General features: G+C 61.8%; 20 protein-coding genes. 10 read left to right on the top strand and 10 right to left on the bottom strand.

Annotated features, from left to right (window positions below):
• Positions 1-23 precede the first annotated feature (23 nt).
• The 4 genes from H621_RS0107575 to H621_RS0107595 form a co-directional block, all read right to left on the bottom strand.
• Complete coding sequence (locus H621_RS0107575; protein WP_051270477.1) at positions 24-1,349, bottom strand: OprD family porin; 1,326 nt, start codon at positions 1,347-1,349, stop codon at positions 24-26.
• A 220-nt stretch (positions 1,350-1,569) separates the two neighbouring features.
• Complete coding sequence (locus H621_RS0107580) at positions 1,570-3,162, bottom strand: ABC transporter substrate-binding protein (RefSeq protein ID WP_028942801.1); 1,593 nt, start codon at positions 3,160-3,162, stop codon at positions 1,570-1,572.
• A 249-nt stretch (positions 3,163-3,411) separates the two neighbouring features.
• The gene (locus H621_RS0107590; RefSeq protein WP_028942802.1) at positions 3,412-5,037 is read right to left on the bottom strand and encodes an ABC transporter substrate-binding protein; all 1,626 of its coding nucleotides are present in this window, start codon (positions 5,035-5,037) and stop codon (positions 3,412-3,414) included.
• Positions 5,038-5,344: 307 nt separating this feature from the next.
• Entirely contained in the window at positions 5,345-6,061 is a 717-nt protein-coding gene (locus tag H621_RS0107595; RefSeq protein WP_028942803.1) for an SIMPL domain-containing protein, read from the bottom strand.
• 203 nt (positions 6,062-6,264) lie between these two features.
• On the opposite strand from H621_RS0107595, the gene H621_RS0107600 reads away from it, so the two are divergent.
• The 4 genes from H621_RS0107600 to H621_RS0107615 all read left to right on the top strand — a co-directional run bounded on the left by H621_RS0107600 (position 6,265) and on the right by H621_RS0107615 (position 10,653).
• Positions 6,265-7,521, top strand: coding sequence for an ATP-binding protein (locus H621_RS0107600; RefSeq protein ID WP_028942804.1), 1,257 nt, complete (start codon positions 6,265-6,267; stop codon positions 7,519-7,521).
• Positions 7,521-8,081 (top strand): response regulator transcription factor, encoded by a 561-nt coding sequence (locus H621_RS0107605; protein ID WP_028942805.1) that lies wholly within the window; start codon positions 7,521-7,523, stop codon positions 8,079-8,081. The genes H621_RS0107600 and H621_RS0107605 overlap by 1 nt, the downstream gene beginning before the upstream one ends.
• Positions 8,082-8,287: 206 nt before the next feature.
• Entirely contained in the window at positions 8,288-9,229 is a 942-nt protein-coding gene (locus tag H621_RS0107610) for an AEC family transporter (RefSeq protein ID WP_028942806.1), read from the top strand.
• A 50-nt stretch (positions 9,230-9,279) separates the two neighbouring features.
• Positions 9,280-10,653 (top strand): amino acid permease, encoded by a 1,374-nt coding sequence (locus H621_RS0107615; RefSeq protein ID WP_028942807.1) that lies wholly within the window; start codon positions 9,280-9,282, stop codon positions 10,651-10,653.
• Positions 10,654-10,676: 23 nt separating this feature from the next.
• Here H621_RS0107615 and H621_RS0107620 read toward each other — a convergent pair whose 3' ends face one another.
• The 6 genes from H621_RS0107620 to gatC all read right to left on the bottom strand — a co-directional run bounded on the left by H621_RS0107620 (position 10,677) and on the right by gatC (position 15,836).
• A complete protein-coding gene (locus H621_RS0107620) occupies positions 10,677-11,054 on the bottom strand; it encodes a carboxymuconolactone decarboxylase family protein (protein ID WP_028942808.1) in 378 nt (125 codons plus the stop codon).
• A 10-nt stretch (positions 11,055-11,064) separates the two neighbouring features.
• Positions 11,065-12,108, bottom strand: coding sequence for a calcium/sodium antiporter (locus H621_RS0107625; RefSeq protein ID WP_084167939.1), 1,044 nt, complete (start codon positions 12,106-12,108; stop codon positions 11,065-11,067).
• A 62-nt stretch (positions 12,109-12,170) separates the two neighbouring features.
• A complete protein-coding gene (locus H621_RS0107630) occupies positions 12,171-12,542 on the bottom strand; it encodes a septal ring lytic transglycosylase RlpA family protein (protein ID WP_028942810.1) in 372 nt (123 codons plus the stop codon).
• Positions 12,543-12,623: 81 nt separating this feature from the next.
• Positions 12,624-14,069, bottom strand: a complete 1,446-nt coding sequence (gatB, locus tag H621_RS0107635; protein ID WP_028942811.1) for an Asp-tRNA(Asn)/Glu-tRNA(Gln) amidotransferase subunit GatB — start codon at positions 14,067-14,069, stop codon at positions 12,624-12,626.
• 11 nt (positions 14,070-14,080) lie between these two features.
• A complete protein-coding gene (gene gatA, locus H621_RS0107640) occupies positions 14,081-15,532 on the bottom strand; it encodes an Asp-tRNA(Asn)/Glu-tRNA(Gln) amidotransferase subunit GatA (RefSeq protein ID WP_028942812.1) in 1,452 nt (483 codons plus the stop codon).
• A 16-nt stretch (positions 15,533-15,548) separates the two neighbouring features.
• A complete protein-coding gene (gene gatC, locus H621_RS0107645; protein ID WP_028942813.1) occupies positions 15,549-15,836 on the bottom strand; it encodes an Asp-tRNA(Asn)/Glu-tRNA(Gln) amidotransferase subunit GatC in 288 nt (95 codons plus the stop codon).
• Between the two features lie 202 nt (positions 15,837-16,038).
• On the opposite strand from gatC, the gene mreB reads away from it, so the two are divergent.
• The 6 genes from mreB (at position 16,039) to H621_RS0107675 (ending at position 24,875) form a co-directional block, all read left to right on the top strand.
• The gene (mreB, locus tag H621_RS0107650; RefSeq protein WP_008371426.1) at positions 16,039-17,076 is read left to right on the top strand and encodes a rod shape-determining protein MreB; all 1,038 of its coding nucleotides are present in this window, start codon (positions 16,039-16,041) and stop codon (positions 17,074-17,076) included.
• A 197-nt stretch (positions 17,077-17,273) separates the two neighbouring features.
• Complete coding sequence (gene mreC, locus H621_RS0107655) at positions 17,274-18,311, top strand: rod shape-determining protein MreC (RefSeq protein ID WP_245219039.1); 1,038 nt, start codon at positions 17,274-17,276, stop codon at positions 18,309-18,311.
• Positions 18,311-18,799 carry a rod shape-determining protein MreD gene (gene mreD / locus H621_RS0107660; protein ID WP_028942815.1) on the top strand — a complete coding sequence of 163 codons (489 nt, stop codon included), beginning with the start codon at positions 18,311-18,313 and terminating at the stop codon, positions 18,797-18,799. The genes mreC and mreD overlap by 1 nt, the downstream gene beginning before the upstream one ends.
• Positions 18,800-18,833: 34 nt before the next feature.
• Entirely contained in the window at positions 18,834-19,439 is a 606-nt protein-coding gene (locus tag H621_RS0107665) for a Maf family protein (RefSeq protein ID WP_028942816.1), read from the top strand.
• Positions 19,440-19,519: 80 nt separating this feature from the next.
• On the top strand, positions 19,520-20,977 hold the full coding sequence (rng, locus tag H621_RS0107670; RefSeq protein WP_028942817.1) for a ribonuclease G: 1,458 nt from the start codon (positions 19,520-19,522) through the stop codon (positions 20,975-20,977).
• 88 nt (positions 20,978-21,065) lie between these two features.
• Positions 21,066-24,875: a YhdP family protein gene (locus tag H621_RS0107675; protein ID WP_028942818.1), complete on the top strand. Its 3,810-nt coding sequence runs from the start codon at positions 21,066-21,068 to the stop codon at positions 24,873-24,875.
• Position 24,876: the final 1 nt, after the last annotated feature.

Below are 24,876 nucleotides of genomic sequence, written 5' to 3' on the forward strand. Positions count from 1 at the left end.
GGTGAACCGGCCATGGCCAGCCGTCAGAGAATGTTGAAGGGAATGGTGGTCACGATCCGCAGCTCGTCCAGGCTACCGTCGGCCTGGGCCTTGCTGGCCCGGTGGGCGGTGTAGGTGGCGCGGATGGTGGTGTCCTTGAGCGCACCGCTCTGCACGGCATAGCTGGTGCCGATACCCCACTCGTAGTGCGTTTCGCCATCCTGGCCTTGCACGTCGTAGCCAGTACCGCGGTAGTGGGTGCCATCGATGCCCCAGCCGCGGGCGTTGTACAGGTTGAACTTGAGACCCGGCACGCCGTACTGGGCCATGTTCAAGCCATAGGCGATCTGCATGGATTTCTCGTTCGGGCCGTTGAAGTCCGAGAGCAGGGAGTTGGCCAGGAAGATGGCGTTGGTTTCATGCAGGTAGTCGAAGTACTCGTTGCCGTTCACCTGCTGGTACGAGAAGGACAGGCTGTGCGCCTGATGGGTCAGGCCCAGCGACAGGCTGTAGGTGTCGTTGTCGATTTCACCGAGTTCGCTTCGGCCTTCATCCTTGGTCTTGTAGTAGTTGAGGCCGGTGGTCAGGCTCAACACTGCGCTGTCGCCCAGTTCATGGTTGGCGCCGAAGTAGTACTGGTTCCAGAAGTCTTCGACCTTGGAGGCGTACAGGCTGGTTTTCAGGCTGCGCAGTGGCTGATAGTTGAGGCCGATCATGCTGATGCGATCGGTTTCTGAGCCGTTGGCGGCGTACTCGGAGCGGAACTTGCTCAGGCTCTGCTCGGTTCGCGGTGATACGCGGTCAAAGGTCCCGGCGTCGAACGACAGGTTGTCGAATTCTTCACTGTGAACGCTCACCCCTTGGAAACTCGAGGGCAGGGCGCGGTTGCCGATGTAGGCGATGACCGGTGTATCCATCGACTGGCGGCCGGCGGTCAGGGTGGTGTTGGACACTCGCGCCTTGACGTTGGCCAGGCCCATCTTGCTCCACTGGCCGATGACATCGCCGTCGCTGTGGGTGAGGGTGCGGTTGTTGGGGCCGGCGACGGCCGCGCGCCCCTGTTCCAGCGCAATGGCGTTGTAGGCAGCGACTTCGGTGGCGAAACCGATGGCGCCTTCGGTAAAGCCCGAGCTGTAGTTGAGGATGGTGCCCTGGACCCAGTTGTCGCGGCTGTGGGTGTCGTGGCGCGTGCCGTCACTTTTGTAGTACTTCCACAGTGGCGCACGGGTGGCGCGTTCGCGGGCGTACCAGTTGCGGGTAGTACCGGACAGGCTCTGGCCTTCGATAAAGCCGCTGGCCTGACTCTGGGCACTGGTGTCTTTGACACTGACCGGGACAAAGTCCTGGCTGGCGGGTTCAGCCTGGGCCATGACGGACAGGCCTGTGAGGGACAAGGCGAGAACTGCAGTGGTAGATCGTCTCAAGGTAAAGCTCCCTTTCTTCTTCTTTTTTTTGTGAGCGCCTGGCCTTGTGGGTTGGGCGCTTTTGCGGTGGAACAGGGGTTGCAAACGTTTGCCCGATCGCCATCGGGCAGATCCAGGCTGCACAGGGCCGAAGGCGTGGATCGCACGCCTTTGGCCATGGCAGGGATTAGTGGATGCTGACGCCGGAAAAGACGTTGCGCCCGAATGGGCTTACCTTGAAGTCCTCGACCTTGGCACTGAGCGGTTGGTTGACCGTCGAGTGCGCGATCGGGGTGATGGGCACCTGCTGCTTGAGGCGCTGCTGAGCCTGTCGATAGAGCACAGTGCGTTGCTCGCGGTCGGTGACGGTCTTGGCTTGCTTGACCAGTGCGTCGTACTGCGGGTCGCACCACATGGAATAGTTGTTACTGCCGATCGCGTCACAGCTGTACAGGGTGCCCAGCCAGTTGTCCGGGTCGCCGTTGTCGCCGGTCCAGCCGATCAGCGAGATATCGTGCTCACCGTCCTTGGTGCGCTTGAGGTATTCGCCCCACTCGTAGCTGACAATCTTGACCTTCAGGCCGACCTTGCCCCAGTCGGCCTGGAGCATTTCGGCCATCAACTTGGCATTGGGATTGTAGGGCCTTTGTACAGGCATGGCCCACAGGGTGATTTCGGTACCTTCCTTGACCCCGGCTGCCCGGAGCAGTTCGCGGGCCTTGTCCGGGTTGTAGCCGGCATCCTCGATGCTGTCGTCATACGACCACTGGGTGGGTGGCATGCTGCCGACAGCCAGTTGCCCGGCATGCTGGTAGACCGCCTGGACAATGGCCGGTTTGTTCACCGCCATGTCCATGGCCTGGCGTACCTGCAATTGGTCGAAGGGTTTGTGTTGCACATTGTAGGCGATGTAGCCCAGGTTGAAGCCGGGCTTTTCGATGACCTGGAGCTTCTGGTCGGCCTTGAGTGCCTCCAGGTCAGCCGGGCGTGGATGCACGGTGACCTGGCATTCGTTCTTGCGCAGCTTCTGGATGCGCACCGACGGGTCGGTGTTGATCGAGAAAATCAGCTGGTCGAGCTTTACCTGGTCGGGGTTCCAATAGTCCTTGTTGCCGCGATAGCGGATCTGCGAGTCCTTCTGGTAGCGCTGGAACACGAACGGGCCGGTGCCGATCGGTTTCTGGTTGATGTCGCTGGGGCGTCCGGAGGTCATCAGGTAGTCGGCATACTCGGCCGAGAGGATGGCGGCAAAACTCATCGCCAGGTTCTGTACAAAGGCGGCATCGACGCTGTTGAGGGTGAATTCCACGGTCATCGGGCCGGTCTTCTCGACCCGGGCAATGTTCTTGTCCAGGCTCATGCCGACGAAGTAGGGAAACTCGGTGGGGTAGACCTTGCGAAACGGGTGCTCTCGATCAAGCATCCGACTGAAGGTGAACAGCACGTCGTCGGCGTTGAGTTCACGCGTGGGCTTGAAGTCCTTGTTGCTGTGGAACCTCACGCCTTCGCGCAATTGGAAGGTGTAGGTCAGCCCGTCGGGTGACACTTCCCAGCTTTTGGCCAAGGCCGGTTTGACGGCCGTGGCGCCTCGCTCGAATTCCACCAGGCGGTTGTAGATCGGCTCGGCGGCATCGTTGTCGGTGGAGCTGGTGTATTGGGCGGTGTCGAAGCCGGCGGGGCTGCCTTCGGAGCAGAACACCAGGTTCCTGGCCTGGCTCATGGGTGCCTGGGTGAGCAGGCCCAGGCCCAGCAGTGCTGCAAAAAACGGGGTATGGCGCATGACGATCCCTTATCTCTTGTTGTTTTTGAGCGGTCCGGGGCGCACGTCCTCGGGCGGCACATACGGCAATGCCGCGACGCCAAATGGCATCGAAGCGTTGCTGCAAAGGGGGTTACGCGAGGGCGTACAGGAGGTCCGCGCAAAGCGGCACCGACGTTCCCGTGTCGATGCGCTTGCGCTTGACCTGCCAGGCCAGCATCAGGCCGTTGCGCACACCGGAAGGTGCTGCACAGCGGCCGCCAGTGGCTGCTACTTGGACACGCTGACGCCGTAGAAGGAGTTCAAGGCAAACGGGCTGATCTTGAAGTCCTCCACGTTTTTGCGCATGGGCTGATACACCGTGGAGTGAGCGATCGGCGTGATCGGCACTTGGGTCTTGAGGCGCTGCTGGGCTTGTTTGTACAGCTCGGTACGCTTGGCCTGGTCAGAGGTGGCCTTGGCTTGCTTGATCAGCTTGTCGTACTCGGGGTCGCACCATTTGGAGAAGTTGTTGCCGTTGATCGCATCACAGCCATACAGGGTACCCAGCCAGTTGTCCGGGTCACCGTTGTCACCGCTCCAGCCGATCAGCATGGCGCCGTTCTCACCACCCTTGGAGCGCTTGATGTACTCGCCCCACTCGTAGCTGACAATCTTGGCCTTGATGCCGATCTTGGCCCAGTCGGACTGCAGCATTTCTGCCATCAACTTGGCATTGGGGTTGTAGGGGCGTTGCACCGGCATGGCCCAGAGCGTGATCTCGGTGCCTTCCTTGACGCCAGCTTCCTTGAGCAACTGCTTGGCTTTCTCCGGATCGTACTGGGTGTCCTTGATGGTGGTGTCGTACGACCATTGGGTTGGCGGCATGGCGTTGACGGCCAGTTGGCCGGCGCCCTGGTATACCGAATTGATGATCTGCTGCTTGTTCACCGCCATGTCCAGCGCCTGGCGGACTTTGAGCTGGGCCATGGGGTTGGGCTCATTGCTGCCTTTGATCTTGTCCATCACGTTGTAGGCGATGTAGCCCAGGTTGAAGCCGGGCTGGTCAGGCATCTTCAGGTTTGGGTCTGCCTTGAGCGATTCGATGTCGGCCGGGCGCGGGAAGAGGGTGACCTGACACTCATTCTTCTTGAGCTTTTGCATGCGTACCGAGGCGTCGGTGGTGATGGCGAAAATCAGGTTGTCGATCTTCACGTCCTCGGGTTGCCAGTATTCCTTGTTGCCCTTGAAGCGGATCTGCGCGTCTTTCTGGTACTTGCTGAACACGAACGGGCCGGTACCGATCGGCTTCTGGTTGATATCGGCGGCCTTGCCCTGCTTGAGCAACTGGTCGGCGTACTCGGCCGACTGGATCGAGGCGAAGCTCATGGCCATGTTCTGGATGAACGCGGCATCGACTTCATTGAGGGTGAACTTGACGGTGTGGTCGTCGAGCTTCTCCACCTTGGCAATGTTCTTGTCCATGCCCATGTCGGTGAAGTAAGGGAACTCGGTGGGGTAGGCCTTGCGGAACGGCATGTCCTTGTCGAGCATGCGGTTGAAGGTGAACAGGATGTCGTCGGCGTTGAATTCGCGCGTCGGCTTGAAGAAGTCGGTGGTGTGGAACTTGACGCCTTCACGCAGGTGGAAGGTGTAGGTCAGGCCATCGTCGGAGATGTCCCAGCGGGTCGCAAGGCCCGGGATGACCGCAGTGCCGCCACGTTCGAACTGGCTCAGGCGGTTGAAGACTGTCTCGGCTGAGGCATCGAAGTCGGTTCCGGTGGTGTATTGGCCGGGATCGAATCCGGCCGGGCTGCCTTCTGAGCAAAACACCAGGTTAGTCGCCGCGAGGGCTGAGGGTGCGCCGGCAAGCAAGCCTGCGCCGACCAGGAACGGAATGACCGCGTGTTTGAGCATGGTGGCCTCATTTGTTGTCATTTTTGATTTTGAGGGGGCCTTGTGAGCCGTACTGCGGATACTTATGCAGGCCCTGTACCCAATGCAACAGTCAAAAGGATGTGTGACAACAAAGAGTGGGACGGACGTACAGGAATGTCGCATCCGTGTAAATTTTACGGAGTTGATCGTTTGCGAGTGGGTATTTCAGATTGTTTCGAAGACGTTGTGCGCAGATTGATTCACGCCAAGCACCAGGATGGTGCGCGTGTTGTCGGGTGTGGCCATCGCGGCAGCCGAAACTGCCGCGGTAGAGCATAGGCGTGGCTCAGGGCATTTGAACTTCGATGGTGCCGTCGGCGCTCAGGCTGACCTGGCTGGTGCCCGCCTCGATGTCCGGGCTTGGCGCGGCGCCTTCGGCATCCATGCTGGCTTTCATCATCATTGGGGCGCTGCGGGCATAGGGATGCGGGTAGCCGCTGCTGTTGAGGTTCAAGTTGACCACTTTGTAGCCCTTGCCGCCCAGGGCCTCGGTGGCCAGTTGAGCGCGGGTCTTGAAGGCATTGACCGCGTCCTTGAGCAGCTCGTCCTCACTGGATTTGCGTGTGGCTGGCGCGATGGAGAAGTCCATGCCACCCATTTTCAGTTGTTGCAGCAGCTCACCGGTCAGTTTGGACAGGGCAGGGAAGTCGGCGCTTTCCAGGCGCAGTTCGGCACGCTCGCGCCAGCCGGTGATTTTCTGCCCCTTGTTGTCGTAGATCGGGTAGCTGTTGCGGCTGCCCTGGCTGATCTTCACTTCCTTGACTTCACGGGCCTGCTTCACCGCCTTGTTCATGGTCTCGGTAATTTCGTTGGCCAGCTTGCCCGGGTCGGTGTTCTGCGCTTCGCTGTACAGGGTCACGATCATCAGGTCGCGAGCCACTTCCTTGCTGACTTCGGCGCGCAGCGAGATCTGGTTGTAACGGGGCGCCTCGGCCAGTGCCGGAAGGCTGGCGAGCAGGCTGGTGGCCATCACGAGGGCGGCGCTACGACGAGGGTTGAGCATGTATGACTCCTTGAAAAAAAGGCGTGGGCGCTGGGAGCTCCATTCCACGCATGGCCCATGAGACTGGCAAGAGTGCAGTGAGGTTCAAAAAGGCCATCATTGTTGTGTAAAAAAGTGTGGCGCTTTGCCGCATGTCAGCAGCCGCGCCTGCAGCTTCGGTATACTCGCCACGATTCGCCCTGGAGCACTCATCAGGAGAGCTCATGCTCGCCCCCGTACAAATGTTGTCCGCCACTCGCCAGAACCTCTGGCGCCTGACCTTCATCCGCATCCTGGTGCTGGCCGCCCAGGCAGGCTCAGTAGGTGTTGCCTACTGGACCGACCTGCTGCCGCTGCCCTGGTTGTCGCTGGTAATCACCCTGGGTCTGTCGTCACTACTGTGTGCCTTCACGGCATTGCGCCTGCGCCTGTCGTTGCCGGTCACGGAGCTCGAGTACGCCTTCCAGCTGGCCTGCGACCTGCTGATTCACAGTGCCTTGCTCTACTACTCGGGTGGCTCCACCAACCCCTTCGTCTCCTATTACCTGGTGCCGCTGGCGATTGCTGCGGTGACGTTGCCCTGGGTCTATTCGCTGATTCTTTCCGGTATTGCCCTGGCTGCCTACAGCCTGTTGCTGGTGCAGTTCTATCCGTTGGAAACCTTCCCCATGGCACGGGAAAAGATGCAGGTCTACGGCATGTGGCTGAGCATCGCCCTGGCCGCTGCGGTGATCACCTTTTTCGCAGCCAAGATGGCCGAAGAGCTGCGCCGCCAGGAGCAACTGCGCGCCGAGCGACGTGAGGAGGGCCTGCGTGACGAGCAACTGCTGGCCGTGGCGACCCAGGCTGCCGGTGCCGCCCACGAGCTGGGTACACCCCTGGCAACCATGAGCGTGCTGATCAAGGAAATGCGCCAGGACCACCACGACCCACTGCTGCAGGAAGACCTGGCGGTGCTTCAGGACCAGGTCAAGCTGTGCAAGGAAACCCTGCAGAACCTGGTGCGTGCCGCTGAAGCCAATCGGCGCATGGCCGTCGAGGACCAGGAAGTGACCGCCTGGCTGGATGAAGCCCTCAACCGCTGGCACCTGATGCGCCCCGAGGCCAGTTATCGCTTCCAGCGCCTGGGCCAGGGCAGTGTGCCGCGCCTGGCGCCGCCACCCGACCTCACCCAGGCGTTGCTGAACCTGCTGAACAATGCAGCCGATGCCTGCCCCGACGAGCTTGAAGTGCGCCTGGACTGGGATGCCCAGGACATGGTCATCAGCATCCGTGACCACGGCCCGGGCGTGCCGGTGGCCATTGCCGAGTCCATCGGCAAACCCTTCTTTACCACCAAGGGCAAGGGCTTCGGCCTTGGCCTGTTCTTGAGCAAGGCCAGCGTGACCCGTGCTGGCGGCTCGGTAAAACTCTATAGTCATGAAGAGGGCGGTACGCTCACCGAGCTGCGCCTGCCGCGTGACGCGCGAGGAGATGTGTGATGAGTGATGAAATTCAGGTTGAAGGCGAAGAGCTGCCACACCTGTTGCTGGTAGATGACGACGCCACCTTTACCCGGGTCATGGCCCGGGCCATGAGTCGCCGCGGCTTTCGCGTGAGTACGGCCAGTTCCGCCGAAGAAGGGTTGGTACTGGCCCAGCAGGATGTGCCTGACTACGCCACCCTGGACCTGAAGATGGACGGCGACTCGGGTCTGGTGTTGCTGCCCAAGCTCCTGGAGCTCGATCCGGAAATGCGCGTGGTGATCCTCACCGGTTACTCGAGCATCGCCACGGCCGTCGAGGCCATCAAGCGCGGTGCCTGCAACTACCTGTGCAAACCAGCCGATGCCGATGATGTGCTGGCGGCATTGCTGTCCGAGCATGCCGATCTGGACAGCCTGGTGCCGGAAAACCCGATGTCGGTCGACCGCCTGCAGTGGGAGCACATCCAGCGCGTGCTGACCGAGCACGAGGGCAATATCTCCGCCACCGCCCGGGCCCTGGGCATGCACCGGCGTACCTTGCAGCGCAAACTGCAGAAGCGGCCGGTTCGGCGTTAACCCCTGAAATCGCGGGGCAAGCCCCACCTGGCGGCTGCTGCTCCGTCGATTGCAGTCTCGTTCCTCGGCAGCGGCTACAGATCGCCGGTGTAGCCGCTGCCGACAGCCTGTGATCGAGCGTGCAGCGAGCTCGCCCCGCAATCGATTTATCCGGCGGCGCAGGCGTATCATTAGCCCCCTAACGACAGCCACCGGGACCGCCCTGCATGCTCGCCCTCTTTCTCCAGACGCTGAACATCACGGCGCCGGTCTTTGCCATGTTGTTCATGGGCGTGCTGCTCAAGCGCATCAATGCCATCAACGACGGCTTCATCCACACGGCTTCGGCCCTGGTCTTCAATGTCTGCATGCCGGCATTGTTGTTCCTGGGGATCTACCACGCTGACCTGACCACTGCAGTCCAGCCTGGGTTGTTGATCTACTTTGCCCTTGCCACCCTGATCGGATTCGGCCTGGCATGGGGCCTGGCGATCTGGCGCTGCCCCCGTGCAGACCGTGGCATCTACACCCAGGGCGCATTCCGTGGCAATAACGGGGTCATCGGCCTGGCGCTGGCGGCGAGTATGTATGGCGATTACGGCATTTCGCTGGGCGCGGTCCTCGCGGGCCTGGTGATCCTGCTCTACAACTCCCTTTCGGTGGTGGTATTGGCGGTGTACAGCCCGAGCGCCAAGTCCGATCCATGGAGCATCTGCAAGAGCATCCTGCGCAATCCACTGATCATCAGTGTGCTGCTGGCGGCGGTGCTGGCTTATGGGCAGGTGGCCCTGCCGAACTGGTTGCTGACCTCCGGTGACTATCTGGCGCAGATGACGCTGCCCCTGGCACTGATCTGTATCGGCGGTACCCTGTCGCTGGCGTCATTGCGTCAAAGCGGGGGGCTGGCGGTCAGTGTCAGCCTGTTGAAGATGGTGTGGTTGCCCCTGTTGGCTACCCTGGGTGCCTGGCTGTGGGGGTTTCGTGGAGCGGAGCTGGGCATCTTGTTCCTGTACTTCGGCAGCCCTACGGCGGCGGCCAGCTATGTAATGGCGAGGTCGACCAATGGCAACCACGAGCTGGCGGCGGCAATCATCGTCATAACCACCCTGATGGCCGCCATTACCACCAATATCGGCATCTTTTTCTTGCAGTGGGGCGGTTGGATCTAGATTCTGTAAGAAAATAATTCCAACACTGCCTCCCCCTCAGAGGACACTTCATGCAAGACGAGATCACCCCAGAGCGGTTGCACCGCGGGTTGAAGAATCGCCATATCCAGTTGATCGCACTCGGTGGTGCCATCGGTACAGGCCTGTTCCTGGGGATTGCCCAGACCATCCAGCTGGCGGGCCCTTCGGTGCTGCTGGGCTATGCGATTGCAGGCCTGATCGCTTTTTTCATCATGCGCCAGCTGGGTGAGATGGTGGTCGAGGAGCCGGTGTCCGGCACCTTCAGTCACTTTGCCCATCGCTACTGGAGCGAGTTCGCCGGGTTCATGTCGGGCTGGAACTACTGGGTGCTGTATGTGCTGGTGGGCATGGCCGAACTGACGGCCGTGGGGATCTACATCCAGTACTGGTGGCCGGGTTTTCCGACGTGGGCCACGGCGGCGATCTTCTTTGTCGTGATCAACTTGATTAACCTCAGCCAGGTGAAAGTCTACGGCGAGATGGAGTTCTGGTTCGCCCTGATCAAGGTGGTGGCCATCGTCAGCATGATTGCCTTTGGTGGCTATCTGTTGATCAGCGGCAACGGCGGCCCGGATGCCAGCGTTGCCAACCTCTGGCAGTTCGGCGGCTTCTTCCCCAACGGCGTCAGTGGCCTGATGATGGCCCTGGCCGTGATCATGTTTTCCTTTGGCGGCCTGGAACTGGTGGGGATTACCGCCGCCGAGGCCGACAACCCCAAGTACAGCATTCCGCGCGCCACCAACCAGGTGATCTACCGCATCCTGATTTTCTACATCGGCGCGCTGGCTGTGCTGCTGTCGCTGTACCCGTGGCAGAAGGTAGTGCAGGGGGGCAGCCCCTTCGTGATGATCTTTCATGCGCTGGACAGCAACCTGGTCGCGACGATCCTCAACCTGGTCGTGCTGACGGCGGCCCTGTCGGTCTACAACAGCTGCGTGTACTGCAACAGCCGCATGCTGTTCGGCCTTGCGGTGCAGGGCGATGCGCCCAAGAGCCTGCTCAAGGTCAACGCTCGTGGTGTGCCCCTGGCGGCCCTGGGGATCTCGGCGCTGGCGACGGGATTGTGTGTGGTGATCAACTACCTGATGCCGGCTGAAGCGTTCGGCTTGCTGATGGCGCTGGTGGTGTCGTCGCTGGTGATCAACTGGGGGATCATCAGCATCACCCACCTGAAGTTCCGCCGCGCCAAGCAGGCAGCTGGCGAAACCACGTTCTACAAGAGCTGGGGCTACCCGCTGACCAACTATGTGTGCCTGGCCTTCCTGGCCCTGATCCTGGTGATCATGTACCTGACTCCCGGCATCCGCATTTCGGTGCTGCTGATTCCAGTATGGCTGGCGGTACTGGGCGTGGCCTTCTGGCTGAAGAAGAAGGGCCACAAGGCCGCCGTCGCTGCCGACTGACGGCCCGGGCGCGGGGTGATCGATCAGTCTTGCTGGTAGCTGTCGATCACCTCCTGGGCGGCGCGAAACGCGTCGATGGCCGCCGGCACGCCGGCGTACACCGCGCAGTGCAGCAGCGCTTCACGAATCTCTTCGACGGTGCAACCGTTGTTCAGGGCGCCGCGCACGTGGCCCTTGAGTTCTTGCGGGCACTTGAGCGCGGTCAAGGCAGCCAGGGTGATCAGGCTGCGGGTTTTCAGCGGCAGCCCTTCACGGCTCCAGACGCTGCCCCAGGCGTGTTCGTTGACGAAGTCCTGCAGCGGCTGGGTGAAGTCGGTGGCATTGCCCAGCGCACGATCGACGAAGGCATCGCCCATGACCTGGCGGCGGACTTGTTCACCGGTTTTGTTGTTGTCGCCCATGTTGTTTTCCTTAGTGTTGGCGGCGCCAGGCGCGCAGGGTCGTGTACAGCAAGCAGGCTCCCAGCGCTGGCAGTGCATAGAACAGCATCAGTTTTTCCAGGCGGGTGGCCAACGGCATGCCCGTGGTGAAGGCCACCACGTGCAGTCCATAGGCCAGGTACAAACCGAGAAACACCAGACCTTCGGCGCGGGTGACCCGGTAACCCGAGTAGAACACCGGGAGGCTCAAGGCGGCGACGCCAAGCATCACCGGTAGGTCGAAATCCAGGGCATTGGGCGAAATGGACAAGGGCTCGGGCGCAATCAGGGCAGTCAGGCCGAGCACCGCCAGCAGGTTGAAGAGGTTGCTGCCGATCACGTTGCCCACGGCGATCTCCCGTTCACCCCGCAGGGCCGCGATCAGCGATGTCGCCAGCTCCGGTAGCGAGGTGCAGACCGCCACGACCGTCAGGCCGATCACCCGCTCCGACAGTCCAAGGTCCACCGCCACTTCCACGGCGGCCTCCAGCAACAGGTGCCCGGCAAGGCTGAGCAAGCCCAGGCCCGTGAGCATCATCAGAAGGCTGGTGATCCAGAACCCGCCACCTTGCTGCGGCCGTGGGCCGGGGGCAGGGTAGGTACGAGCATAGTGACGCGACTGATGCCAGAGGATTGCCAGGTAGCCCACCAGGCCTGCCAGTAGCAGCGCACCTTCCAGGCGTCCGAGCAGTTCGTTGAGGGCCAGCAGATAGACCAGCAGGCTGGCGCCGATCATCAGGGGGATGTCCAGGCGCACCAGTTGGCGCGAGACGCGCAGCGGAATGATCAGCGCAGCCAGGCCCAGGGTGACGAGGATGTTGAAGATGTTGCTGCCGACCACGCTGCCCACCGCCACATCCGGTGCGCCGGTATAGGCGGCCTGGAGGCTGACGGTCAGTTGCGGTGCGCTGCTGCCGAAGGCCACCAGGCTCAAGCCGATGATCAACGGGCGTACCTGCAGGCTGGCGGCCAGGCGCAAGGCGGCGCGCACCAGCAGTTCGGCACCGGCGATCAGCAACAGCAGGCCGAAGCTCAGTTGCAGCAGGCTGAAGGTGGGTAAAGCGGCCAGGTCGAAAATGGTCGTACTCCGTTACAGGATCAGTCGCTGAGACTTTGTACCCGTACACGCGCCGTTCCGCTACGGATCATGCCCAGTTTTTCTGCGGCGGCCTGAGACAGGTCAATCAACCGGCCACGGGTGTGCGGGCCGCGGTCATTGATGCGTACCACGACCGTGCGATCGTTTTTCAGGTTGGTGACCTTGACCCGGGTGCCGAAGGGCAGGCTGCGGTGGGCAGCGGTCATGGCGTTCTTGTTGAAGGGCTCGCCACTGGCAGTGCGTTTACCGTGGTGTCGGGAGCCGTAATAGGAGGCGGTGCCGGTCTTGTCGTAACCGCGGGGATCGATATCGTGGCTGGCGCAGCCGGCCAGCAGGGCAAAGAGCGCGAGTGCGCTGAGGGGACGCCACATGTATGCAAGTGCTCCGGGGGTGTGGCCATCGCGGGCAAGCCCACTCCTACAGGTAGGAGCGGGCTTGCCCGCGATCAGCAATTAACCTTCGAGCTTGCTCTTGAGCAATTGGTTCACTTGCTGCGGGTTGGCCTTGCCTTTGGAGGCCTTCATGGCCTGGCCGACGAAGAAGCCGAACATCTTGCCGCGCTTGGCCTCATCGGCGGCGCGGTACTGCTCGACCTGCTCGGCATTGGCCGCCAGCACTTCGTCCAGGACCTTCTCGATTGCACCGCTGTCGGTGACCTGCTTGAGGCCTTCGGCTTCGATGATCTGGTCGGCATCGCCTTCACCGGCGGCCATCTTCTCGAACACGACCTTGGCGATCTTGCCGCTGATGGTGTTGTCGAGGATGCGCTTGAGCATACCGCCCAGATGTTCGGCACTGACCGGCGCCTGGTCGATCTCGAGACCGAGCTTGTTGAGCAGGCTGCCCAGCTCGACCATGACCCAGTTGGCGGCAAGCTTGGCATCGCCGCACACGCTGACCACCTGCTCGAAGTAGTCGGCTTGCTCGCGGCTGGAGGCCAGCACGTTGGCATCGTAGGCAGAGAGGCCGAACTGGCTCTGGAAACGCTCGCGCTTTTGCGGTGGCAGTTCCGGCAGGGTGGCGCGGATGGTGTCGAGGTAGGCGCCTTCGATCACGACCGGCAGCAGGTCCGGGTCGGGGAAGTAACGGTAGTCGTTGGCTTCTTCCTTGCTGCGCATGGAACGGGTTTCGTCTTTGTTCGGGTCGTACAGGCGGGTTTCCTGGGTGACCTTGCCGCCGTCTTCGATCAGTTCGATCTGGCGCTGGATCTCGCTGTTGATCGCGCGCTCGATGAAGCGGAACGAGTTGACGTTCTTGATCTCGCAGCGGGTGCCGAACTCGACCTGGCCTTTTGGTCGGATCGAGACGTTGCAGTCGCAACGCAGCGAGCCTTCGGCCATGTTGCCGTCGCAGATGCCCAGGTAACGCACCAGGGCGTGGATGGCCTTGACGTAGGCCACGGCTTCCTTGGCGCTACGCATCTCGGGCTCGGAGACGATTTCCAGCAGCGGAGTGCCGGCACGGTTCAGGTCGATACCGGTCGAACCGCTGAAGTCTTCGTGCAGGCTCTTGCCGGCATCCTCTTCGAGGTGCGCACGGGTAATGCCGATGCGCTTGACGGTACCGTCTTCCAGGGCGATGTCCAGGTGGCCCTTGCCGACGATCGGCAGCTCCATCTGGCTGATCTGGTAGCCCTTGGGCAGGTCGGGGTAGAAGTAGTTCTTGCGCGCAAACACGTTGTGATGGCCGATCTCGGCGTCAATCGCCAGACCGAACATGCAGGCCATGCGCACTGCTTCCTGGTTGAGCACCGGCAGTACGCCGGGCATGCCCAGGTCGATCAGGCTGGCCTGGGTGTTGGGCTCGGAGCCGAACGTGGTGGCGCTGCCGGAGAAAATCTTCGACTGGGTGGCGAGCTGGGTATGAATCTCCAACCCGATGACAACTTCCCATTGCATGTGGTGATCCCTCAGAAGCCGTTAGGTGCGCGAGTGTGCCAGTCAGTGACTTGCTGATAGCGGTGCGCGACGTTGAGCAGGCGGCCTTCCTGGAAATACGGGGCCAGCAGTTGCACGCCAACCGGCAGGCCATCGACAAAACCGGCTGGCATCGACAGGCCCGGCAGGCCCGCGAGGTTGGCGGTGATGGTGTAGATGTCTTCCAGGTACGCGGCGACCGGATCGTTGTTCTTGGCGCCGATTTTCCAGGCCAGGTTTGGCGTGGTCGGGCCCATGATCACGTCGACGTCTTCAAAGGCGGCCATGAAGTCGTTCTTGATCAGGCGGCGGATCTTCTGTGCCTTCAGGTAGTAGGCGTCGTAGTAGCCAGCCGACAGGGCGTAGGTACCGACCATGATCCGGCGTTGCACTTCGCTGCCGAAACCCTCGCCACGGGAGCGTTTGTACAGGTCGGTCAGGTCGGCCGGACTCTCGCAGCGGTAGCCGAAGCGCACGCCGTCGAAACGCGACAGGTTGGAGGAGGCTTCGGCCGGGGCGATCACATAGTACGCGGCGATGGCGTGCTGCATGTTCGGCAGGCTGATTTCCTTGATCACGGCACCCTGGTTTTCCAGCGCCTTGACGCTGGCCTGGACCAGCTCGGCGATGCGCGGGTCCAGGCCTGCGCCGAAGTATTCCTTCGGCAGGCCGATGCGCAGGCCTTGCAGCGAGCTATTCAGGCTGGCGCTGTAGTCCGGGACGGGCTCGTCGATGCTGGTGGAGTCCTTGGCGTCGAAGCCGGCCATCGCTTGCAGCATCAATGCGCAGTCTTCGGCCGTGCGGGCCATCGGGCCGCCCTGGTCGAGGCTGGAGGCGTAGGCGATCATGCCCCAGCGCGAAACCCGACCGTACGTCGGTTTCAGGCCAGTGAGGTTGGTCAGGGCGGCGGGCTGGCGAATGGAACCGCCAGTGTCGGTGCCGGTGGCAGCTGGCAGCAGGCGCGCGGCGACGGCCGCAGCCGAACCACCGGACGAACCGCCGGGAACGTGCTCGAGGTTCCACGGGTTCTTGACCGCGCCGTAGTGGCTCGACTCGTTGGCCGAGCCCATGGCGAACTCGTCCATGTTGGTCTTGCCCAGGGTCACGGTGCCGGCTTCGGCCAGCTTGGCAACCACGGTGGCGTCGTAGGGCGCCGTGAAGTTGTCGAGCATCTTCGAGCCGCAACTGGTGCGTACGCCCTCGGTGCAGAACAGGTCCTTGTGCGCCAGCGGGGCGCCGAGCAGGGCACCGGTTTCACCGGCGGCGCGACGGGCGTCGGCAGCACGGGCCTGGCTCAGGGCCAGTTCGTCGGTGACACTGATGAAGCTGTTCAGCTGCGGATCGAGCTGCTTGATCCGCGCCAGCAGGCTCTGGGTCAGCTCTTCGGAAGAGAATTTCTTGTCGGCGAGTCCGCGGGCGATCTCGGCCAGGGTCAGTTGATGCATGGCAGGCTCTATTCCCTTACTCGATGACTTTCGGAACCAGGTACAGGCCGTTTTCGGTCGCCGGGGCGATGGCCTGGTAGGATTCGCGCTGGTTACTTTCTGTTACCACATCGGCGCGCAGGCGCTGACTGGCTTCAAGTGGGTGGGCCAATGGCTCGATGCCAGTGGTGTCGACCGCTTGCATCTGGTCGACCAGTCCCAGAATACTGTTCAGGGCATCGGTAGTGCGTGGCAAATCGCCTTCATTGAGGCCCAATCGGGCCAGATGAGCGATCTTTTCCACGTCGCAGCGTTCAAGCGCCATGGGGATCTCCTGGGGAAACAAAAACGGAATTGGTCCGCGATGAGGAACATGCTGACAGATTTACGGTCATAAGGCCGCGATCGTGTGCTGGCTTGCTCGGAAAAACTGCCAATTTAACATATTGGCGCCTTGCCCAAAATCCCCGCCGTTGTTAGAGTTTGCCGCACTTTTTTACCCACGCGTTGCCTAGGGTCACTTTCCCATGTTCAAGAAACTGCGTGGCATGTTTTCCAGCGATCTTTCCATCGACCTGGGCACTGCCAACACCCTTATTTACGTGCGTGAGCGCGGTATCGTCCTGAATGAGCCATCGGTTGTGGCCATTCGTACTCACGGCAACCAGAAAAGTGTCGTCGCTGTCGGTACTGAAGCCAAGCGCATGTTGGGCCGTACACCTGGCAACATTGCTGCCATTCGTCCGATGAAGGACGGCGTGATCGCCGACTTCAGCGTCTGCGAAAAAATGCTGCAGTATTTTATCAACAAGGTTCACGAGAACAGCTTCCTGCAGCCTAGCCCTCGGGTGCTGATCTGCGTGCCGTGCAAATCGACCCAGGTCGAGCGTCGTGCCATTCGTGAGTCGGCGCTGGGCGCCGGCGCCCGCGAAGTGTTCCTGATCGAAGAGCCAATGGCCGCCGCCATCGGTGCCGGCCTGCCGGTCGAGGAAGCCCGCGGTTCGATGGTCGTCGATATCGGTGGCGGCACCACTGAAATTGCGCTGATCTCCCTGAATGGTGTGGTCTATGCCGAATCCGTACGGGTGGGCGGCGACCGTTTCGACGAAGCGATCGTGACCTACGTGCGCCGCAACTACGGCAGCCTGATCGGCGAATCCACCGCCGAGCGCATCAAGCAGGAAATCGGTACTGCCTATCCGGGTGGCGAAGTCCGTGAAGTCGATGTTCGCGGCCGTAACCTCGCCGAGGGTGTGCCACGTGCCTTCACCCTGAACTCCAACGAAGTGCTCGAAGCCCTGCAAGAGTCGCTGGCAACTATCGTCCAGGCGGTCAAGAGCGCCCTGGAGCAGTCGCCGCCGGAACTCGCCTCGGACATCGCCGAGCGTGGCCTGGTGCTGACCGGTGGTGGCGCACTGCTGCGCGACCTGGACAAGCTGCTGGCCCAGGAAACCGGCCTGCCGGTCATCGTTGCCGAAGACCCGCTGACCTGTGTCGCCCGTGGCGGCGGTCGCGCCCTGGAAATGATGGACAAACACACCATGGACCTGCTCTCCAGCGAATAAGCTGGCTGCAGCAAACATGCCGCCCCGGTTTACAGGTAGTGCCCACAGTGCTACCTGTATGTGCTGGGCTGACGTCCGTGTGGGCGTCATTTTCCGTCAATCCACAAGCAGGCCGGTGCATTGCCGTATGAATGACCTCTTGAATAGTCGTCCACGAGGAGCGGCCCATTAAACCGCTTTTCGCCAAGGGCCCTTCGCTGGGCGTACGCCTGCTGGTGCTGGTTGTGCTGTCGATCACCCTGATGGTGGTCGATGCGCGCTTCACCCTGCTCAAACCGGTGCGCAGCCAGATGGGACTGGTCCTGATGGAGTCGTACCACATCACCGACTTGCCGCAGAGCCTGTGGCAGGGTATCGCCGGCCAGTTCGGCAGCCGTACCGAGCTGATCGCCGAGAACGAAAAACTCAAGACCGAAGCCTTGCTGATGCAAGGGCGCGTGCAGAAGCTCGCGGCCTTGACCGAGCAGAACGTGCGCCTGCGCGAGTTGCTCAACTCCTCGGCATTGGTCAATGAGAAGGTCGAGGTCGCCGAGTTGATCGGTGTCGACCCCAACCCGTTCACCCACCGTATCCTGATCAACAAGGGCGAGCGTGACGGCGTGGTCCTGGGCCAGCCGGTGCTCGATGCCCGTGGCCTGATGGGGCAGGTGGTGGAGCTGATGCCCTATACCGCTCGCGTCCTGCTGCTGACCGATACCACCCACAGTATTCCTGTGCAGGTCAATCGCAACGGTTTGCGGGCCATCGCCAGTGGTACCGGTAATCCCGAGCGCCTGGAACTGCGCCATGTCGCCGACACCGCCGACATCAAGGAAGGCGACCTGTTGGTCAGTTCTGGCCTGGGGCAGCGTTTTCCGGCCGGTTATCCGGTGGCCACGGTCAAGGAAGTGATCCACGACTCCGGGCAGCCGTTCGCCATTGTCCGGGCCATCCCCACCGCTGCACTCAATCGCAGCCGCTACCTGTTGCTGGTGTTCACCGACAGCCGCACCCCCGAGCAGCGCGCGAGCGATGCCGCGATGGCCCAGGAAGCCGCAGATCGACAAGGTCTGCCCGGGGCCACCGAGCCGGTTGCGCCCGGCGCGACTCCAACTGCACCTGCACCCGCGGCCACTAGCACCCCGGCAACGCCTGCCAACGTGGCACCGACAGCGGCGCCTGCAACGGCAGCGCCCGCAGCAACGCCGGCAGCGGCCAGCGGCACTGCGGCACCCCCTTCCCGGGAGAGAAACTGATGGTAAGTACTCGCAGCCGAAACGGCTGGGTGGTCTGGCTGACCTTTGTCGTTGGCCTGCTGCTCAGCGTTTCGCCGTTGCCGCAGTTCATGGAGGTGTTCCGGCCGATGTGGCTGGCGCTGCTGTTGGCCTTCTGGACCCTGGCCCTGCCACATAAAGTCGGCATGACCACTGCATTTGTCCTGGGCCTTGCCGAGGACGTGTTGTACGGCACCTTGCTGGGGCAGAACGCCCTGGTCCTGACCTTGATTACCTTCCTGGTGCTGTCGTTGCAGCAACGCCTGCGGATGTTCCCGATGTGGCAGCAAAGCCTGGTGATCCTGGTGATCTTCGGTCTGGCACAGCTGGTGCAACTGTGGCTTAGCGCCCTGACCGGCAATCGTCTGCCGACCCTGGCGCTGATCTGGTCGGCGGTCATCAGCGCTTTGCTCTGGCCGTGGGTCAGTTATGGCCTGCGCGGACTGCGATTGCGCCTGGGTATCAACTGAGCCCGCTACCCGACGTTGACAGGGAGAAGTCACGATGACCCTGCTGTACCTGGCCTCTGGTTCACCCCGCCGCCGTGAGTTGCTGACCCAGATCGGCATTCCATTTACTGCGTTGAGCGCTTCGATCGACGAAAGCCCTTTGTCGGGCGAAGCCGCGCCTGCCTATGTCGAACGCCTGGCGCGGGACAAGGCCGCAGCCGGCATGGCCTCCTTGGCAGGCCCGGCCACGGACGGAACGTTTGCCGTCCTGGGCGCCGACACCGCAGTGGTATTGGACGGACGCATTCTGGGCAAGCCCGCCGACCGTGAGGATGCTCTGGCCATGCTGGCGGCCTTGTCCGGCCGCGAACATCAGGTACTGACCGCCGTGGCGGTTGCCGACCGGGAGCGTTGCCTGAGTGTCTGCGTTGCCAGCCAGGTTCGGTTTCGTCACATTACCCAACAAGAAGCACAGGCCTACTGGGACAGCGGCGAGCCGCTGGACAAGGCAGGCAGCTACGCGATTCAGGGTCTGGGCGCGGTGTTCGTGCAGCGAATCGAAGGCAGTTATTCAGCGGTGGTCGGTTTACCCTTGAGTGAAACTGCCGAGCTGCTCAGCCAATTCGCCATTCCTTGCTGGCAACCGTTGTCGGCCCGTTGAGCGAGGACACACCGGACAGCTGCTAGCCAGTCGCCTGCGAGCGATCCATCATTACTGAAGTCCTTTGACGAGAGCCTGCCATGAGTGAAGAGATTCTGATCAATATCACACCGATGGAATCACGCGTGGCGGTGGTGGAGAACGGTGTTCTTCAGGAAGTGCATGTAGAGCGTACCCAGCGGCGCGGCATTGTCGGCAACATCTACAAGGGCAAGGTGGTTCGTGTGCTGCCTGGAATGCAGGCTGCATTTGTCGACATCGGCCTGGACCGCGCCGCCTTCATCCACGCCTCGGAAATTTCCCAGCGCGAAGGCTCGGCCGTGGAGAGCATCAGTGCCCTGGTGCATGAAGGCCAGAGCCTGGTGGTGCAGGTCACCAAGGATCCGATTGGCTCCAAAGGCGCGCGGCTGACCACGCAACTGTCGATTCCCTCGCGTTACCTGGTGTATATGCCGCGCACCAGCCACGTTGGTATTTCCCTGAAGATCGAAGACGAAGCCGAACGGGAACGCCTCAAGCAGGTGGTTACCGACTGCGTGGCCCAGGAGAACATCCAGGACGCAGGGGGCTTTATCTTGCGGACTGCGGCCGAAGGTGCCGGTGCCGACGAGATCCTGATGGATATCCGCTACCTGCGCAGGCTCTGGGACCAGATCGGCGCCCAGATCAAGACCGTCGGCGCGCCAACGGAAATCTACGAAGACCTGGGCCTGGCCCTGCGCACGTTGCGCGACCTGGTCAACCCGAAGATCGAGAAAATCCGCATCGACTCCCGGGAAACCTTCCAGAAGACCACGCAGTTCGTCGCCGAACTGATGCCGGAAATCGCCGATCGCCTGGAGCACTATCCGGGCGAGCGGCCGATCTTCGATCTCTATGGTGTGGAAGACGAGATCCAGCGCGCCCTGGAGCGCAAGGTACCGCTCAAATCCGGCGGCTACCTGGTGGTCGATCCGGCTGAAGCGATGACCACCATCGACGTCAACACCGGCGCTTTTGTCGGGCACCGCAACCTTGAAGAGACCATCTTCAAGACCAACCTGGAAGCGGCCACCGCCATCGCCCGGCAGCTTCGCCTGCGCAACATCGGCGGGATCATCATCATCGACTTCATCGACATGGAAGATGAGGAGCACCAGCGCCAGGTGCTGCGCACCCTGGAAAAGCAGCTGGAACGCGATCACGCCAAGACCAACATCATCGGCATCACCGAGCTGGGCCTGGTGCAGATGACGCGCAAGCGCACCCGTGAAAGCCTGGAGCAGGTGTTGTGTGAGCCGTGCCTGTGCTGCCAGGGTCGCGGCAAGCTGAAAACTCCCGAGACAGTTTGTTACGAGATTTTCCGCGAAATCCTTCGCGAAGCCCGTGCCTACCAGGCCGAAGGCTATAGAGTGCTGGCCAATCAAAAGGTGGTGGATCGCCTGCTGGATGAGGAGTCGGGGAACGTCGCCGAGCTTGAAACCTTCATCGGACGAACCATCCGCTTTCAGGTCGAGTCCATGTATTCCCAGGAACAATACGATGTGGTGCTGCTCTGACGCAGTCTGATTGCACCTGGCCGCAAGGCCGGGTGGCAAAGCGCCCGGTTGCGGCCATAGTTAAGGCACGACTTGGAGGGCCATTGCCATGGAACGTCTGATGCGCGTTCTAGGCGCCATGACCCGCTGGGGCCTGGGGATCTGTGCCTTGCTGGCTGTGCTGGTGGCGCTGTATGTCAGCCTTGGCCGACAGCTGGTGCCCCTGGTAGCCGAATACCGCGCTGAAGTTGAAGACAAGGCCGAGCAGGCCTTGGGCTTGCCCGTGCACATCGGCAGCCTGGAAGGGCGCTGGAGTGGCTTGGCACCGGTGCTGCTGGTCAATGACATCCAGGTTGGCGAGGGCACAACGGCGTTGCGCCTGGACGGCGTCAAAGTGGTTCCAGACCTGTGGGCCAGCCTGACCGAGCGTCAGGTGCGCCTGGCCAATCTCGAAGTCGGTGGCTTGCACCTGAGCCTGCACGAAGATGAAAACGGCGCCTGGGCACTTGATGGTCTGCCGAAAACCGATGACCAGCCTCTGGACCCTGAGCAACTGCTGCAGCGTATGCAGGTGGTGTCGAAGGTCACGATCGTCGACAGCCAGGTCACCCTCGAGCCGTTCCAGCGCGACCCCATGACCCTCACCTATGTCAACGTTGGCCTGCAGACCGGCAGCGTACGCCAGCGTCTGGACGCACGCCTGACCTTGCCTGACGGCCAACCCGTGGCGATGAGTCTGCGCAGTCGTGTCCGTGCAGCCCACTGGCGTGACGGTGAAGTCGAAGCCTACCTCAGCCTGCCCCAGAGCGATTGGGCGCGCTGGGTGCCGCCCCGTTTGCTGGGTCAATGGCAAGCCAAGGAGCTCAAGGCCGGCGGCGAGTTCTGGCTGAACTGGGGCAAGGGGCAACTGCAAAACGCCACGGTACGTCTAAACGCGCCGCAGTTGCGGGGTGCTTATACCGGCCGCGAAGAGGCCAAGGTGGAAAACGTAGCGCTCAATGGCTGGTTCCAGCGCCAGGCACACGGTTTCGATGTGAAACTCGACTCCCTGGCCATGAGCCTGGGCAAAACGCGCTGGGAGTCGCACCTGCAATTGAATCAGGTCGCCGCGAGTGAGGGCGTCGAGGAAACCTGGAAAATCCAGGCAGACCGCCTGAACCTGACCCCGCTCACACCCCTGGTCGAATCTCTGGCACCTTTGCCGGAACGGGCCATGGCCGTGGTCCAGGGGCTGAAAGTCACCGGGAGTTTGCGCAATGTGCTGGTAGATGTTCGCCCCAAGGCTGCTGGCGATCAGCGCTTGAATTTTGCCGCCAATCTGGAGCGAATCGGCTTCAACGCCTACCACGGTGCCCCGGCGGCGGGGAATGTCAGCGGCAGTGTCAGCGGTGACCTGGGGCATGGCGAACTGCGCCTGGATACCGATGCCTTCATGCTGCACCTGTATCCGATCTTCGCCAAACCTTGGCAATACCAGAAAGCCAACGCGCGCCTGACCTGGCGCCTGGATCAGGACGGCTTCACCCTGATCGCGCCCTACCTGAAGGTACTGGGCGAAGAGGGCAAGATTGCCGGTGATTTTCTCATTCGCCTGCTGTTTGAAGAGGGGCAGGAAGACTACATGGACCTGCGCGTCGGCCTGGTCGAGGGTGATGGGCGATACACCGCCAAGTACCTGCCGGAGGTACTGAGCCCGGCCCTTGATGAATGGTTGCGCACCGCCATTCTCAAAGGCGCGGTCGATGAGGGTTATTTCCAGTATCAAGGTTCGCTCAATCATGGTGCCGCGGAGCAGGCGCGCAGTATCAGCCTGTTCTTCAAGGTGCATGATGCCGCGCTGGACTTCCAGCCAGGTTGGCCACAGGTCCAGAAGGTCGATGGTGACGTGTATATCGACGACAATGGCGTGAGGATCACTGCCAAGCGTGGCCAACTGCTCGATACCCAAGTGAATGACGTGCAGGTCAACATCCCCCATGTTCCCAGCGGCCAGAACAGCCACATGTATCTGGATGGGGGCTTCGATGGAGGCCTGGGCGATGGCTTGAAAATCCTCCAGGAGGCACCGATCGGTACCGCGGCGATGTTTGCGGGCTGGGAGGGGCAGGGCGGCCTCAAGGGCAAGCTGAAGCTGGATATTCCCCTGGCCAAGGGCGAGCACCCTAAGGTGGTCGTGGATTTCGACACCAACGATGCCCGCCTGAAAATTGCGGCTCCGGTGCTTGAGTTGAAACAGCTCAAGGGTGCCTTCCGCTTCGATTACAACAAGGGGCTCAGCGGTCAGAACATCAGTGCCAGAGTGTTCGACAAACCGATGACCGCGCAGATTTTTGCCGAAGGTAAGCCAGGCGAGATACAAAGCCGCATAGAAGCCAAGGGTCAGGTTGCACTCAAGGCGCTGACCGACTGGCTGAAGGTCACGCAGACCTTGCCGATAGCCGGCGATCTGCCCTACCAACTGCAGCTGAAGCTGGGGAGCCGCGACAATGAGCTGAAGGTCGACTCCAGCCTCAAGGGCCTGGCAATCAATCTGCCTGCGCCCATTGGCAAAACGGCAGATGAAACCCGAGACAGCCAGTTCACCATGACCTTGCAAGGGGCCGAGCGGCGATTTGGCGCCAGTTACGCCAATGTTGCCAGCCTGATTTACGCCGCTCCCATGGACAAACTCGACCAAGGGCGCGGCGAACTGCTGTTCGGTGGCGGCAATCCACAACTGCCGTCCGGCCAGGGAGTGAGCGTCCGTGGACGGCTGGCCGAGCTTGACCTCAAGCCTTGGCAGCAACAGCTGGGCGGACTGGCCGGCAATGATCCGAGCGGTAATGCCCGCCAGTTGCTACGCGGTGCTGACCTGAGCATCGGCAAGCTGCAAGGTGGCGGGCTGACCTTGAACCAGGCCGTGGTACGCCTGGACCGCAACAGCAACAACTGGGCGCTGCGCCTGGACAGTAGAGAGGTTATCGGCAACGCACGTATTCCCGACGCCAAGGGTGCTCCGATGGTGGTCAACCTGCAGACCATCCACCTGCCAGCCGCTGATCCTGCCGAAATTGCTTCGCCCAACGCCCCCGATCCGATGGCCGATATCGACCCGCGTAAAATCCCCTCCATCGACCTGACCATCGACAAGCTGTTTCGCGGAGATGACCTGCTGGGCAGTGTTGCCCTGAAGGTGCGTTCCACGGCCAAGGGGATTGCCCTGAACGATCTGGACTTGAGCCTCAAGGGCCTGATCATTGATGGCAATGCGGGCTGGGAGGGCGCCCCGGGTGCAAGCAGCAGCTGGTACAAGGGCCGTCTGGAAGGTAAGAACCTGGCCGACGTGCTCAAGGCCTGGAATTTCGCCCCGACCGTTACCAGTCGCGATTTTCGTCTGGATGTCGACGGCCGCTGGCCGGGTTCACCCGCCTGGGTGGGGCTGGGTCGATTCTCCGGCAGTCTCGATGCGGCGTTGCGCAAGGGGCAGTTCGTCGAGGTCGAGGGCGGCGCCCAGGCGCTGCGGGTGTTTGGCCTGCTCAACTTCAACTCGATCGGCCGGCGCCTGCGGCTGGACTTCTCCGACCTGGTCGACAAAGGCTTGAGCTATGACCGGGTCAAAGGGCTGCTGGTAGCCAGCGAAGGGGTGTACGTGACCCGCGAGCCCATTACCCTGACCGGTCCATCGAGCAACCTTGAGCTCGATGGCACGCTCGACATGGTCCGCGACCGGGTCGATGCCAATCTGCAGGTCACGCTGCCGGTGACCAATAACTTGCCGTTGGCTGCCCTGATTGTCGGCGCGCCGGCGGTCGGTGGTGCGCTGTTTCTCGTTGACCGCCTGCTTGGCGACCGCGTAGCCCGCTATGCCAGCGTTCACTATCGCATCGAAGGTCCGTGGAAAGAGCCTAAAATCAGCTTTGTGAAGCCTTTCGAGAAGTGAA

This window comes from Pseudomonas vranovensis DSM 16006, assembly GCF_000425805.1.
Classification (GTDB): domain Bacteria; phylum Pseudomonadota; class Gammaproteobacteria; order Pseudomonadales; family Pseudomonadaceae; genus Aquipseudomonas; species Aquipseudomonas vranovensis.

Bases quoted from the DNA above. Each gene is read 5' to 3' on its own strand.
- H621_RS0107575 (WP_051270477.1), bottom strand. From the start codon at position 1,349: ATGGCCCAGGCTGAACCCGCCAGCCAGGACTTTGTCCCGGTCAGTGTC.
- H621_RS0107580 (WP_028942801.1), bottom strand. From the start codon at position 3,162: ATGCGCCATACCCCGTTTTTTGCAGCACTGCTGGGCCTGGGCCTGCTC.
- H621_RS0107590 (WP_028942802.1), bottom strand. From the start codon at position 5,037: ATGCTCAAACACGCGGTCATTCCGTTCCTGGTCGGCGCAGGCTTGCTT.
- H621_RS0107595 (WP_028942803.1), bottom strand. From the start codon at position 6,061: ATGCTCAACCCTCGTCGTAGCGCCGCCCTCGTGATGGCCACCAGCCTG.
- H621_RS0107600 (WP_028942804.1), top strand. From the start codon at position 6,265: ATGCTCGCCCCCGTACAAATGTTGTCCGCCACTCGCCAGAACCTCTGG.
- H621_RS0107605 (WP_028942805.1), top strand. From the start codon at position 7,521: ATGAGTGATGAAATTCAGGTTGAAGGCGAAGAGCTGCCACACCTGTTG.
- H621_RS0107610 (WP_028942806.1), top strand. From the start codon at position 8,288: ATGCTCGCCCTCTTTCTCCAGACGCTGAACATCACGGCGCCGGTCTTT.
- H621_RS0107615 (WP_028942807.1), top strand. From the start codon at position 9,280: ATGCAAGACGAGATCACCCCAGAGCGGTTGCACCGCGGGTTGAAGAAT.
- H621_RS0107620 (WP_028942808.1), bottom strand. From the start codon at position 11,054: ATGGGCGACAACAACAAAACCGGTGAACAAGTCCGCCGCCAGGTCATG.
- H621_RS0107630 (WP_028942810.1), bottom strand. From the start codon at position 12,542: ATGTGGCGTCCCCTCAGCGCACTCGCGCTCTTTGCCCTGCTGGCCGGC.
- gatB (WP_028942811.1), bottom strand. From the start codon at position 14,069: ATGCAATGGGAAGTTGTCATCGGGTTGGAGATTCATACCCAGCTCGCC.
- gatA (WP_028942812.1), bottom strand. From the start codon at position 15,532: ATGCATCAACTGACCCTGGCCGAGATCGCCCGCGGACTCGCCGACAAG.
- gatC (WP_028942813.1), bottom strand. From the start codon at position 15,836: ATGGCGCTTGAACGCTGCGACGTGGAAAAGATCGCTCATCTGGCCCGA.
- mreB (WP_008371426.1), top strand. From the start codon at position 16,039: ATGTTCAAGAAACTGCGTGGCATGTTTTCCAGCGATCTTTCCATCGAC.
- mreD (WP_028942815.1), top strand. From the start codon at position 18,311: ATGGTAAGTACTCGCAGCCGAAACGGCTGGGTGGTCTGGCTGACCTTT.
- H621_RS0107665 (WP_028942816.1), top strand. From the start codon at position 18,834: ATGACCCTGCTGTACCTGGCCTCTGGTTCACCCCGCCGCCGTGAGTTG.
- rng (WP_028942817.1), top strand. From the start codon at position 19,520: ATGAGTGAAGAGATTCTGATCAATATCACACCGATGGAATCACGCGTG.
- H621_RS0107675 (WP_028942818.1), top strand. From the start codon at position 21,066: ATGGAACGTCTGATGCGCGTTCTAGGCGCCATGACCCGCTGGGGCCTG.